Origin of the sequence: Vibrio sp. Y2-5 (genome assembly GCF_014596725.1) — a bacterium.
GTDB lineage: Bacteria > Pseudomonadota > Gammaproteobacteria > Enterobacterales > Vibrionaceae > Vibrio.
Map to the genome: position 1 here is coordinate 355792 of NZ_JACVEG010000001.1, position 13353 is coordinate 369144.

Genomic DNA, 13353 nt, shown 5'->3' on the forward strand with positions numbered 1-13353 from the left:
TAGGAGGCTGAGTTGGCAGAATCAGACGGTCAAGAAAGGACCGAAGACGCCACGCCCAGACGGTTGCAACAGGCCAAAGAAAAAGGTCAGGTTGCGCGGTCGAAGGAGCTGGCTTCTGTATCGGTATTAGTGGTTGGCGCAGTATCTCTGATGTGGTTCGGAGAAACGTTAGCTGGCGGACTTTTTGCTTCTATGCGACGTTTGTTCAGTTTGAGCCGAGAGGAAATTTTCGATCTCGGAAAGCTGTTTGATATCGCCTCATCGGCTCTCGTTAATCTTCTTCTTCCGCTTTTACTTGTGCTTATTACCCTGTTTATTGCTGCTTTGATTGGCGCTGCTGGTGTAGGCGGTGTGAACTTCTCTATGGAAGCGGCAATGCCGAAATTTTCGAAATTGAATCCACTCAGTGGCTTCAAGCGAATGTTTGGCTTACAAAGCTGGGTTGAGTTGATCAAGTCGATATTAAAGGTTTCTTTAGTCGCTGGAGTGGCGTTCACCTTAATCGACCGCTCAAAGCACGATCTGTTTCAGTTAAGCTTAGATGTGTTCCCGCAAAATATTTTCCATGCTTTGGATATCTTGCTTAACTTCGTGCTGTTGATTAGCTGTTCATTGTTGGTGGTTGTCGCAATTGATATTCCTTTCCAAATTTGGCAACACGCCAACCAGCTGAAAATGACTAAGCAAGAAGTGAAAGACGAGTACAAAGATACGGAAGGTAAACCAGAGGTTAAGGGCCGTATCCGAATGCTGCAACGTGAAGCCGCCCAGCGCCGGATGATGGCAGAAGTGCCTCAGGCCGACGTTATCATTACCAACCCGGATCACTTCTCTGTTGCGTTACGATACAAGCAAAATTCCGATAGAGCACCTGTGGTGGTCGCTAAAGGTGTTGACCATATGGCTATGAAAATTCGGGAAGTGGCGCGCGAGCATGACATCATGATTGTTCCGGCTCCGCCATTGGCGCGGGCCTTATACCATACCACTGAATTAGAACAGGAAATTCCAGACGGCTTGTTCGTGGCGGTGGCTCAGGTTCTGGCGTACATCTTCCAGCTTAAACAATATCGTCGTAAAGGTGGTCAGCGTCCGATACTTCAAGAAGAGAAGATGCCAATTCCGCCGGACATGCGTTACTGATCCTAAAAGACGTCATCTCAGATAAATGCTATGCATTGTCTGGGATGACGAAATAGTACGATTTATTTTTCTGGGATAGAAATCAAAACCAGCAGTGCGCCAGCGCCGCCAAACTCTAATGGCGCTTGATGAAATGCCATCACGTCAGGGTGCTGAGCTAACCACAGCGGCACTTTTTGCTTCAGAATATGCTTACCGATGCCGTGCTGCACACAAGCGGTGTGCACACTCTCTTTTACGCAGTAAGCGATCATTGCGCCAAGCTCACGTTTGGCTTCCTGCTGAGTCATGCCGTGCATATCTAAGAACACGTCCGGCACGTAGACACCACGACGAAGTTTTTTCACTTCATATTTAGACACATCATCACGAGCGTAGCGGGTTGGACCCTCTTCGCTGAGTAGAGGTACAAACTCGTCAGAGAAGTAAAAGTTACTGTCGCTGGCTTCACGTGAATCTTTGATGATTTCTTTTTGTTTAGCATTTCTGTTTGGCTGCTGGACTATGGTATCCTGCGTTAACTTTTTTACGCCCTTTACTGCATCGCGAAACATTGCAAAATCATCGTCAGCGTCTAAATAATTATTGTCGTTGTAATCGGTGTCTTTTTTGCTCATTAGAATTGGTTAATCAGTTACTAATCAATATTCGCAGTATTGTAGCGCTTTTCGGAGGCAATTTTGGATAAGATTTTTGTAGAAGAAGCCGTTTCGGAACTTCACACCCTTCAGGACATGATTCGTTGGACGGTTAGCCGTTTTAATGCAGCCAATTTATTTTATGGTCATGGAACGGATAATGCGTGGGATGAAGCGGTGCAACTTGTGCTGCCAACCCTATATCTGCCGATCGACGTGCCTCCTCATGCTTTGAACTCTCGCTTAACATCTAGCGAGCGTTTACGTATTGTTGAACGTGTTATCACTCGTATTAAAGATCGCACTCCAACCGCTTATTTAACTAATAAAGCGTGGTTCTGTGGGTTAGAGTTTTTCGTTGATGAGCGTGTACTTGTACCTCGTTCGCCAATTGGTGAGCTTATTCAAGCGCAATTCTCACCTTGGCTGGTTGAAGAACCAACTCGCATTATGGATCTGTGTACTGGCAGCGGTTGTATTGCGATTGCTTGTGCGTATGCATTCCCAGAAGCGGAAGTGGACGCGATTGATATTTCAACTGATGCCTTAGCGGTAGCAGAACAAAACATTCAAGATCATGGTCTTGAACAGCAAGTGTACCCGATTCGTTCGGATCTGTTCCGTGATTTACCAGAGTCTCAATACGATATTATCGTTTCTAACCCACCGTATGTGGATCAGGAAGATATGGACAGCTTGCCTGAAGAGTTCAAACATGAACCTGCGCTAGGTCTTGCTGCGGGTAGCGATGGCTTGAAACTGGTTCGCCGTATTCTTGCCAACGCACCTCGTTACCTATCAGAAAACGGTATCTTGATTTGTGAAGTGGGCAACTCGATGATTCATATGATGGATCAGTACCCACACATTCCATTCACTTGGTTAGAGTTTGAAAATGGCGGTCATGGCGTGTTTATGCTGACACGTCAGCAACTGCTCGAATGTGCTGAAGATTTCGTACTTTATATCGATTAATTTCGAACTCTCGTAAAGCGCCGACCTTAGTGTCGGCGTTTTCATTTTTGGGTCAGTTATTTTTGTCCAAATTGATGCGGTTAAGGGCTTTACATCAAAACGTAATAAAGCCACTATGAATCCACGAAGAATAGCTATCAGTATGTTGGAAGTAGTTCGTTCCTACTTTCAGCGCACTAATTTGAGGAAGTAATGGCAGGAAACAGTATCGGACAACATTTCCGAGTAACCACATTCGGAGAAAGTCACGGTATCGCACTTGGATGTATCGTAGACGGATGCCCTCCGGGACTAGAGATTAGCGAGGCAGATTTACAACTCGACCTAGACCGTCGTCGCCCGGGCACATCTCGTTATACCACTCAGCGCCGTGAACCGGATGAAGTGAAAATTCTTTCTGGGGTTTTTGAAGGAAAAACCACAGGTACGTCGATTGGATTACTGATTGAAAATACCGATCAGCGTTCAAAAGACTACTCTGAAATCAAAGATAAATTCCGCCCAGGCCACGCTGACTACACTTACCATCAGAAATACGGCATTCGTGATTACCGTGGTGGTGGTCGTTCGTCTGCTCGTGAAACGGCAATGCGCGTTGCTGCGGGTGGTATTGCGAAGAAATATCTTAAGCAAGAATTTGGTGTCGAAATACGTGCTTACTTATCACAAATGGGTGATGTCTCAATTGATAAAGTGGATTGGAATGAAATCGAAAACAACGCTTTCTTCTGCCCAGATGTCGATAAAGTGGAAGCATTTGACCAACTGATCCGTGACCTGAAAAAAGAAGGTGACTCTATCGGCGCCAAAATCCAGGTGGTTGCAACCAATCTTCCTGTCGGTTTAGGTGAACCAGTATTTGATCGCTTAGATGCAGACATCGCACATGCGTTGATGAGCATTAACGCGGTGAAAGGTGTTGAAATCGGTGATGGTTTTGATGTGGTCAATCAACGTGGCAGTCAGCACCGTGATCCACTCTCACCAGAAGGCTTTAAGAGCAACCACGCTGGCGGTATATTAGGTGGCATTTCTACGGGGCAGGACATTGTCGCGAACATTGCACTTAAACCAACATCGAGCATTACGGTTCCGGGTGACACAATCACTCGTGCTGGTGAGCCAACGCAACTGATTACGAAAGGTCGTCATGACCCATGTGTTGGTATTCGCGCGGTGCCAATTGCTGAAGCTATGCTGGCGATTGTATTGATGGATCATCTGTTACGTCATCGTGGTCAAAACTACGGTGTTACAACAGAAACGCCTCATATCTAATTTCAGCTCTAGTTGATTATTAACGCCCTCATTTGAGGGCGTTTTCTTTTGCGCACTCAAATGAGGAAGTAACGATGCTTTTAAAATGGGATCATAGTGGCAAGCTGCAGCTCGCAACGCTTTACCTCAGAGCAAAAAGCCGCGAAAATGCAGCTCGTTGTTAACTTCATTCGTCGCATACCCAAGAACTTGCTGTTATGTCTCACCAATACACTGATTTGATCGACATCTTTAACCAAACTTTCTTTAGCTCGTTTAACACTAAGCTGGAGTTAGGTGGAGATGAGCCTGTCTATTTGCCTGCAGATGATAAGGTGGACTATCACCGAATTATCTTTGCTCGCGGTTTCTATGCCTCTGCTTTGCATGAAATTGCGCACTGGTGTGTGGCTGGCCCTGAGCGTCGTTTATTGGAAGATTTTGGTTACTGGTATCATCCCGATGGTCGTTCTGAGCAAGTGCAGGCAGAGTTTGAGAAAGTCGAAATTCGTCCTCAAGCTTATGAGTGGATATTGTCGCTCAGTGCAGGGTTTCCTTTTACGGTAAGTTGTGACAACCTTAGCGGCGATTTTGAACCAGACCGTCTGGCATTCATGGCGAAAGTCCATCAAGAAGTCTTGAGTATTTTGCAACATGGATTACCTGAACGAGTGAAAATGCTTTCTCAGGCATTACAGTCGTTTTATCAGACACCGGAATTAACGGCTGATCAGTTTGTGATTTGTTGACCAATGCTTAACTGAACAGTTGTGATAAAACTAGGTATTCGTAAACATGATTATTGAATTTGAAGAAAAACTTTTAGAGCTGATTGATACACGTATTGCCACTGCATCGGATGATGAACTGTTTGCTGGTGGTTATTTACGTGGACACATCTCACTATCTGCCGCATCGTGTGAAGAAGAAGGCATTGAAGACGTTTCTGAGCTAAAAGCACGAATTGAAAAAAGTTTGGAGGAAGCTCGCACAGAGTTGACGCCAGCGGACCGCATTATTGTCTCGGACTTATGGAACGAGCTATCGAATCAAGCTTAGTCTCCGCTTAGAGTACGAAATATAAGATGGCAGCGATTACGCTGCTATTTTTATATGTGGATTATTCATCGATAAATATGGATATGCTGGCCGCTGTTTGTACCAATAATGCATCATTCAAAATTTTTGAATGACCTCATACAATAATTCGGCTTGTTGGCGAAGTGTTCAAAGTTTAATCTAATCACATCGAAACAGCACACAGGATTATCGTCATGAAAGTTATCGCATTTGGTGCAAGCACCAGTTCAACTTCTATTAACAAAGCATTGGCAACTTATACAGCAAATTTGATTGATGGTGCTGAAGTTCAAGTGCTCGATATTAATAATTACCACGTACCTATGTTCAGCGAAGATCTGGAAAAAGAGATTGGTCAGGCAGAGGGCGCATTAGGTTTCCTGCGTGATTTATCACAAGCTGATGCTTTTGTTATCTCATTTGCAGAGCACAACGGCCATTATCCGGCAGCGTACAAAAACCTGTTTGACTGGGCGACACGTATCGACCGTGAAGTATTCAAAAATAAGCCTGCGGTTTACCTAGCAACATCTCCTGGTCCTGGCGGTGCAACATCTGTATTAGCAGCAGCTTCTGGCTCTGCTGGTTACTTCGGCGGCAATGTAAAAGCGACAGTTTCTGTACCAAGCTTCTATGACAACTTCGATATGGAAAGTGGCGTCGTGACGAATGAAAGCATCGCGGCTCAACTTAAAGAAGCGGTAGCAACACTGGTTGCTTAAGCGCTTCGATTATAAAAACAACAAAGCCTCGCACTGCGAGGCTTTGTTGTTTCTGAGGACAAGATTACCAACCCATCTTACTATCATTTGGCTGAAAAATTATTCAGTAGATCATGACGATTTATCTAGGTAGTAACAATTTAATCACTAATAATTATGGCAATAACGATATGTCAATATTTATATTGATATTATCTTTCATTATTCGGTTAAAAACTCATCAATTAGTAATTATTTCACCATTTTAATGTAAAAAAATGTGACTCTTATTCACGCGGGTGAATATAATTTTGATTTTATAGTGTTTTGATGCATATATGCGTGTTCATTTAGTGACTTAGATAGTGAGATATATAGATATGTCTAAAGAAGGAAGTGTCGCGCCTAAAGAGCGAATCAATATTAAGTATGTACCTGCGACAGGTGATGCTCAGGCTGAAGTTGAATTGCCACTCAAAACATTAGTCGTTGGTGACTTTAAAGGTCATCCCGAAGAAACTCTTCTCGAGGAGCGTAGCACCGTTTCAGTCGATAAAAATAACTTCGAGTCGGTGATGCGTGAAAGTGAACTTAGTTTATCGACGTCTGTACGAAGCAAGTTAAGTGATGATGAAAATGTAGATCTACCTGTTGAACTACGTTTTAGCTCACTCGCTGATTTCTCACCAGATTCAATTGCGAATCAAGTACCTGAGTTAAACAAGTTGATTGAGCTTCGTGAAGCTCTTGTTGCATTGAAAGGTCCTCTCGGCAACATTCCAGCTTTTCGCGATCGTTTGCAAGAATTACTGCACTCTCAGGAATCTCGCGACAAACTGCTTGAAGAGCTCAGTTTAGTTAGTGAAGAAGCTAAATAAAATAATAGACTGAGAACATTCGTCATTTAATGGATTAGGAAATACCTGATGTCTACAGAAACGGTACTAGAAAGACCCCAGCTAGCTGAAGGCGGCTTACTCGATGAAATCATGGCACAAACCAAAATTGCTCCAAGTGAAGAAGGCTATGATATTGCTAAAAAAGGTGTTGCCGCGTTTATTGAGAATCTCATCGGCTCTCAGCAAGTGGGAGAAGCGGTGAATAAATCTCTCGTTGACCAAATGTTGGTTGAGTTAGATAAAAAAATTAGTGCCCAAATGGATGAAATACTTCACAACGAAAAGTTTCAACAAATGGAATCCTCATGGCGTGGGCTAAAACTGTTGGTAGATCGCACCGATTTTGGTGAAAACAATAAAATTGATCTTCTTCATGTTACCAAAGAAGAGTTACTTGACGACTTCGAATTTGCGCCAGAAACGACACAATCTGGTCTGTACAAGCACGTATACTCATCAGGTTATGGCCAGTTTGGTGGTGAACCTACAGGTGCGATTATCGGTAATTTTAGTTTTACACCTTCGACGCCTGACATGAAGCTGCTTCAGTATATGGGAGCATTAGGGGCGATGGCTCATGCGCCATTTATTTCAAGCGTTGGCCCTGAGTTCTTCGGTATTGATTCTTTTGAAGAACTGCCAAATATTAAAGATGTAAAATCGATTTTTGAAAGTCCGAAGTACACCAAATGGCGTTCACTTCGTGAGTCTGAAGATGCTCGTTACCTAGGGTTAACAGCCCCCCGTTTCCTATTGCGTGTTCCTTATGACCCAACCGAAAACCCAATTAAGTCATTTAACTACGAAGAGAGTGTCGCCCAATCCCACGAACATTATCTTTGGGGTAATACTGCTTTCGCGTTTGCGACACGTTTAACAGACAGTTTTGCTAAATACCGCTGGTGTCCTAACATCATTGGTCCGCAAAGTGGTGGTGCCGTTGAAGACCTACCAGTCCACGTGTTTGAGGCTATGGGAGCGCTTCAAGCGAAGATCCCAACGGAAGTCCTCATCACTGACCGTAAAGAGTTTGAATTAGCAGAAGAAGGTTTCATCGCCTTAACAATGCGTAAAGGCAGTGACAATGCTGCGTTCTTTTCAGCAAATTCAATCCAAAAACCCAAGATTTTCCCAAATACCAAAGAAGGTAAAGAAGCGGAAACCAATTACAAGTTGGGTACTCAATTACCTTACATGATGATCATTAACCGCCTAGCTCATTATATTAAAGTGCTGCAGCGCGAACAGATTGGTTCATGGAAAGAGCGTCAAGATTTAGAGCGTGAATTGAATACTTGGATAAAACAATTTGTGGCGGATCAAGAAAACCCACCGGCAGACGTTCGTAGTCGCCGTCCATTGCGTGCAGCGAAGATCGAAGTGGCAGACGTAGACGGTAATCCAGGTTGGTACCAGGTATCTCTTTCTGTTCGTCCTCATTTCAAGTACATGGGGGCAAACTTTGAATTGTCATTGGTCGGCCGGTTAGATCAGGCATAACCATTATGACGTACTTTGCTCCAGAAGAAAGTACGTTCGGTGTTGGCTTCTTTGAACGCTTAGAAGCCAATACTAAGAACGTTTCTTTAACGCAAGGTCCAGAGCCAAATGATGTTCTCAACTCAATTAAAAGTAACGTCTCCAAGATTTTAAATACACGTGTCGGTGGTGCCCAAAGTTCACCAAGCCTAGGGTTGATTGATTTCAACGATGCTACGCTAGATACCTTAGATCTATCGCTGAAGGTTAAATTAGCGATTCAAGACTGTTTACATAATTTTGAGCCGAGACTAAAGAACATTGAAGTGTTCGCCGAGACAAACAGTTTCAATCCGCTGTCGTTACAGTTCAGAATTACTGCAGAAATTAACAGTGATGCTATTCATGACCGCGTTCAAATCAGTTTGCTTCTGGATCAAAATAGAAAATATCTAGTGATTTAGGGATTATGACCCAAGACAAATACTTCAGAGAGGAGCTAGCTTTTCTCAAAGAGCAAGGGCGTGAATTTACTGAAATTCACCCTCAGCTCTCTCGATTCTTGCACGGAAGAACGATGGACCCCGATGTAGAAAGGCTGCTGGAGGGTTTTGCGTTTCTTACTGCGCGCTTGCGAGAAAAAGTTGAGGATGAATTCCCAGAGCTGACCCATTCAATGATCAATATGCTCTGGCCCAACTACTTAAGGCCAATCCCAAGCATGACGATCTTAGCGTTCACACCAGATAAAAGTGTCAGTGAAAAGCAGGTGATTGGCAAAGGAACTCAAGTAGATAGCAAACAAGTATTTGGCACAAAATGTCACTTCAGCACTTGCCGTGTTGTCGAGCTCTATCCATTAACCTGTAAGGATGTAAAAGCGCAACATACACGCGAAGCGACAACGATTGAACTATCACTTGAGATGTTAGGTGATACCACGGTAGGCAGTGCGCTACTGGATAACCTGCGCTTTTATCTGGGAGGTGATAAATACAGCTCACAGATGATCTATTTGTGGCTCAATCATTATTTAGACAAGGTCACCATCGACGTTAATGGTACTCAATTTTCACTTGGTGAAGGTTGCTTTAAAACGGTTGGTTTCGACAGTGATGACGCTCTGCTTCCTTATCCAACCAATGTTTATGAAGGGTATCGAGTTCTGCAAGAATACCTGTCATTTCCTGAAGCATTCCATTTCTTTGACTTGGTCGGATTTGATAGAGCAATACCGAAAAATGTCACCGGGGCATTCACAATTCAGTTGTATTTTTCAAAGACTCTACCAGCTGACGTTAGGGTCCGAAAAGATAACTTTCAGCTGTATTGCACTCCGATTATCAATTTATTCGAACACGATGCAGATCCTATAGCGTTATCCGGCCGTCAATCTGAATATCGTATTACGCCATCTAGCCGTTATCCATCTCATTATGAAGTTTTCAATGTTGAGTCAGTAACGGGTTGGCAAAATTCAGCGAATGAAGGTAGACGGGTTCGTGGTGCAAAACGCGTTTATTCCTCGTTTGAAAGTTTCCAGCACGAAGTTGAACGGGTACGCAATCGCAATGCTCTTTATTACCGCACTCGCGTTAAAGAGAGTATTCGTGGTGATGGATTTGATTCCTTTATCTCGTTTGTCCGCAGTGATGAAACGGTCTCATTCGATGTTGATGAAGCGGTTTCGATTAAGCTCAACTGTACCAATAGACTATTACCGCTAGAGCTTGGGATTGGAGATATTTGTCAGTCGACAGACACGTCTCCACCATTTGCAACCTTTGCTAACGTATCAGTGCCTTCACAATCACTTCGCCCTGTTTTGGACGGAAGTTTACTGTGGACGTTGATCTCTAACTTATCACTCAATTATTTATCACTGTTATCCAAAGATGCGCTTAGTAGTGTGCTACGAGCTTATGATTTTCGTGCATTGGTTGATCGTCAAGCTGAGCGAGTCTCGCGGCAACGTCTCGCTGCAATTCAGGAAATAGAATCAAAACCTGTTGATAAGGTATTGCGCGGGTTGCCTGTGAGAGGGTTACAGTCAACCTTGTATATTGACCAGTCTGGCTTTGGATCCGAGGGGGACTTGTTCCTATTTGGCACAGTGCTCAGTCATTTCTTTGCTTTATACGCAAGCATTAATTCATTTCATGAACTTAATGTAGTCAATATTACTAATCAGGAAAGATATACATGGGGTACACAGACGGGGATGCAGCCACTCATTTAACGGGTGACTTGAGGCAAACCGTTGAATCTGTGTTGCCACAAGACGTTCATGGCTACAACTTTTATCAACTTGTTGAGTTGCTACAAAAGTTATTCGAACTAAACCCAGAAAACGATGATTGGGAGCGTCAGTGCAAACTAGTATTCAGTGGTAACCCTAGCCTAGGTTTCTCGCCTAGCGATGTTAGTCAGCTAGAGAAGCGAGATGACGAACGTTTGGTAATGATGACTAATTTCTTTGGCTTGTCTGGTGCCCAATCGCCATTGCCTGGATTCGTGGTCGAGCAGTTGTTGAATGAATACCCTGGTGGGATGAAACAGCCATTCTTCGATTTTTTTAACAATCGATTAATCAACCTTGTGTATCGAATTTGGCGTAAGTATCGCTACTTCATACGCTTTCAACCTGATGCACAAGACGATTTTTCTGCTCAGTTGTTGTCTTTAGTTGGACTAGGCTCTCCGGATCTACGTGGTGAGACTCCGATCAACTGGTGCAAGATGTTGGCTTACTCTGGCACTTTGGCTGGACGTAGCCGTTCACCGCAAGTGGTGTCAGGGATTATTGCTCACTGTTTTGATTTGGAAGAGGTTGAAATTAGTCAATGGACTCGACGTAAAGTGAGTATTGATGTTGCTCAGCAAACTACGTTAGGGGGGCCAAATTCGCAATTGGGCGTGACCTCTCTAATAGGAGAATCCATCGTTGACTGCAATGGTAAGTTTACGATTTGTATTCGCCAATTGTCGCGCAGTAAATTTTCTGACTTTTTACCTTCAGGGCAAGAGTTTGAACCACTATGCAAACTGGTTGAATTCATATTACGCGAGCAAATGGCTTACGACTTGGAATTGACGATGGATGAAGATGAGGCTCCCGATTTCGTTTTGGGCGAACAGTCAGGTATCGCACTCGGTTGGACATCCTTTCTTGGCACCAGTTCAAGAGCGAAAAGTGTATTAATACAAGTGAGGCAATAACAATGGGTTCTTCGGATCAACCTAATTTAACCTTGTTGGTGATAAACGCACAGCAACTGGAATCCGGTCTTTCTGCTGTAACGCAGTGGCAGAGTTCTGGCGGCATAATCGGCTCAGGACATCTTAGCCAATGGGTTCTAAAGGACTCCGATGGTCAAATCAAAAGTGAGCACTGCGAAGTGCTGATGGTTGATGGCGCATTTTGTATCCGAGATTTAAGTGGGGATACATACATCAATGCAACGGAAATGCCGCTAGGTACAGGACAACTTGCCAAACTTGCCCACAAAGACCATATCAAAATTGGTCCTTACGAACTTAGAGTGATGGTGGGGGACTATGAAGATGACCATACTTCTGGCCCTTTAAGCCAACTGTTTGAAGAGACCACTGAAGACTTACTCGCGGATGACATGATAGATATCGACACTGTCGTCAAACAAGAACATGAAGTCAGCACCGAGCCGCTGGGTGCTTTAGATGTTCTTATGAAAGTAAATGATGAAGAGTCTTTCATTCATGATGAACTTGAAGTCACAACTGAGGAAAACCAGCCCTCTATCGTTCCTAACGAAGATTTAACGCTGCGTACACCAAATTTTACCGTGCAAGCCGATAGTGACAATGAAATTGGCTCATCAATGACGCTCAAACGCATTCTTAGCTTTGGCTTTGGTAAGAAAGCAGTAATTCAGAGTAAATCAACGCAACAACAAAATATTTATCAAGCTAATGAGCTTGAGCCAAACCAACAGACAACTCATGACAACGTTTCAGAGGGCCTCCATATGGACGAGCAAACATTAGATTTGCTAGAGGAAGAAGTAGCAAAAAGCATTCAGCCAGAAGCAAGTGTGACCAAAACCCAATCAGCAACGGGTGGTCATCTATTGACAGGACCTATGCTTACTGGCTTAGGCGTACAAGTTGACCAGACCGATGATATTGAGCGTATGCATATGCTCTCTCAAGAGATGGGCGAGTCTCTACAAGCTTGTATTCAAGGTTTGCTTGACTTGCATAAACAGGTCTGTGACGGACGATTTGGCACGTTAAACCGTAATTTGCAACCGATAGAAGATAACCCGCTACGTTTAGGGTTGTCCTATCAAGAAACGATTAAAACTTTATATGATGCAGAGAAAAGTGCTGTTCATTTGTCGGCACCCGCCGCCATCGCAGAAAGTTTGCGTAATGTTCAAGCGCACAACGAAGCGATGCAATATGCCACCAGTGAAGCCTTAAGACAAATCCTCGGCGCCTTTTCACCGCAAGTGCTGCAACGTCGTTTCCAAAATTATAAACGCTCTCATCAAGAAACCGCTCATAACACGGACGCATGGGCCTGGAATATGTACTGCAACTACTATCAAGAGTTAACGTCACATCGGCAAAAAGGTTTTGAAAAACTGTTCTGGGAGATTTTCGAGCAAACGTATGACAAGAAAATTCGAGAGAAACAACTGGAGTTTTAGTCGTGAGGAATCTGTTATGGATTAGCCTGCTTGCTCTAATCCTTACTGCATGTAGTAGTGAGCCTGAACGTTACGATCCTACCGAGTTACCTACTAAAGTGACGTTCAGTATTGTCGCTGGTGATGGCGTTAACCCGAGCCTTTGGGGACAGGCCTCGCCTGTCGAAATTCAGGTTTTTGAGTTGGCGGATGATTCGATGTTTATGTCATCAAGTTATGACCAGTTAAAAGCTGATTACGAGAAGGCACTGAAAAGCAATTTCGTCAGAAGCTACGATTACGTATTGATGCCGGGACAGTTCAAGTTTATCACCCAGATAGAAGTGGATGAAGAGACGAATTATATCGGCATCATGGCTAACTTTTCTGACATTGAGCTGAGTGAGTGGAAGAAAGCCGTCAAAGTACTAAATAAAGGAAGGGAGTATCACCTTTTGATGCTTCTCGATGAATACGACGTGAAGTTGGAAAAGGTGGAATAAACAAG

14 protein-coding genes are annotated in these 13353 nt (G+C 43.8%); 13 read left to right on the top strand and 1 reads right to left on the bottom strand.

The window, feature by feature from the left end; translation table 11 throughout:
- The first annotated feature begins 12 nt into the window (after positions 1-12).
- Positions 13-1143 carry a flagellar biosynthesis protein FlhB gene (gene flhB, locus HUO09_RS01720; RefSeq protein WP_167412954.1) on the top strand — a complete coding sequence of 377 codons (1131 nt, stop codon included), beginning with the start codon at positions 13-15 and terminating at the stop codon, positions 1141-1143.
- Between the two features lie 62 nt (positions 1144-1205).
- On the opposite strand, the gene smrB is transcribed toward flhB, so the two are convergent.
- Complete coding sequence (gene smrB, locus HUO09_RS01725; RefSeq protein WP_188232785.1) at positions 1206-1760, bottom strand: endonuclease SmrB; 555 nt, start codon at positions 1758-1760, stop codon at positions 1206-1208.
- Between the two features lie 63 nt (positions 1761-1823).
- Between smrB and prmB the strand changes: the two genes are divergently transcribed.
- From prmB to tssJ, 12 genes are all read left to right on the top strand, one after another.
- Positions 1824-2756: a 50S ribosomal protein L3 N(5)-glutamine methyltransferase gene (prmB, locus tag HUO09_RS01730; protein ID WP_188232786.1), complete on the top strand. Its 933-nt coding sequence runs from the start codon at positions 1824-1826 to the stop codon at positions 2754-2756.
- Positions 2757-2948: 192 nt separating this feature from the next.
- Positions 2949-4034, top strand: a complete 1086-nt coding sequence (aroC, locus tag HUO09_RS01735) for a chorismate synthase (protein WP_167412951.1) — start codon at positions 2949-2951, stop codon at positions 4032-4034.
- A gap of 197 nt (positions 4035-4231) precedes the next feature.
- Positions 4232-4762 (top strand): elongation factor P hydroxylase, encoded by a 531-nt coding sequence (locus HUO09_RS01740; protein ID WP_167412950.1) that lies wholly within the window; start codon positions 4232-4234, stop codon positions 4760-4762.
- A 46-nt stretch (positions 4763-4808) separates the two neighbouring features.
- Complete coding sequence (locus tag HUO09_RS01745; RefSeq protein ID WP_167412949.1) at positions 4809-5072, top strand: YfcL family protein; 264 nt, start codon at positions 4809-4811, stop codon at positions 5070-5072.
- 215 nt (positions 5073-5287) lie between these two features.
- Complete coding sequence (locus tag HUO09_RS01750; protein ID WP_167412948.1) at positions 5288-5815, top strand: NADPH-dependent FMN reductase; 528 nt, start codon at positions 5288-5290, stop codon at positions 5813-5815.
- Positions 5816-6174: 359 nt separating this feature from the next.
- Complete coding sequence (gene tssB / locus HUO09_RS01755) at positions 6175-6672, top strand: type VI secretion system contractile sheath small subunit (protein ID WP_167412750.1); 498 nt, start codon at positions 6175-6177, stop codon at positions 6670-6672.
- Between the two features lie 45 nt (positions 6673-6717).
- Positions 6718-8193, top strand: a complete 1476-nt coding sequence (tssC, locus tag HUO09_RS01760) for a type VI secretion system contractile sheath large subunit (RefSeq protein WP_175579752.1) — start codon at positions 6718-6720, stop codon at positions 8191-8193.
- Positions 8194-8198: 5 nt separating this feature from the next.
- A complete protein-coding gene (gene tssE / locus HUO09_RS01765) occupies positions 8199-8636 on the top strand; it encodes a type VI secretion system baseplate subunit TssE (RefSeq protein ID WP_188232787.1) in 438 nt (145 codons plus the stop codon).
- 5 nt (positions 8637-8641) lie between these two features.
- Positions 8642-10411 carry a type VI secretion system baseplate subunit TssF gene (gene tssF / locus HUO09_RS01770; protein ID WP_188232788.1) on the top strand — a complete coding sequence of 590 codons (1770 nt, stop codon included), beginning with the start codon at positions 8642-8644 and terminating at the stop codon, positions 10409-10411.
- Entirely contained in the window at positions 10375-11391 is a 1017-nt protein-coding gene (tssG, locus tag HUO09_RS01775; protein ID WP_188232789.1) for a type VI secretion system baseplate subunit TssG, read from the top strand. Before tssF ends, tssG begins: the two co-directional genes overlap by 37 nt.
- Before the next feature lie 2 nt (positions 11392-11393).
- Complete coding sequence (gene tagH, locus HUO09_RS01780; protein WP_188232790.1) at positions 11394-12866, top strand: type VI secretion system-associated FHA domain protein TagH; 1473 nt, start codon at positions 11394-11396, stop codon at positions 12864-12866.
- A gap of 2 nt (positions 12867-12868) precedes the next feature.
- Positions 12869-13348, top strand: coding sequence for a type VI secretion system lipoprotein TssJ (gene tssJ, locus HUO09_RS01785; protein ID WP_167412744.1), 480 nt, complete (start codon positions 12869-12871; stop codon positions 13346-13348).
- The last annotated feature ends 5 nt before the right edge of the window (positions 13349-13353 follow it).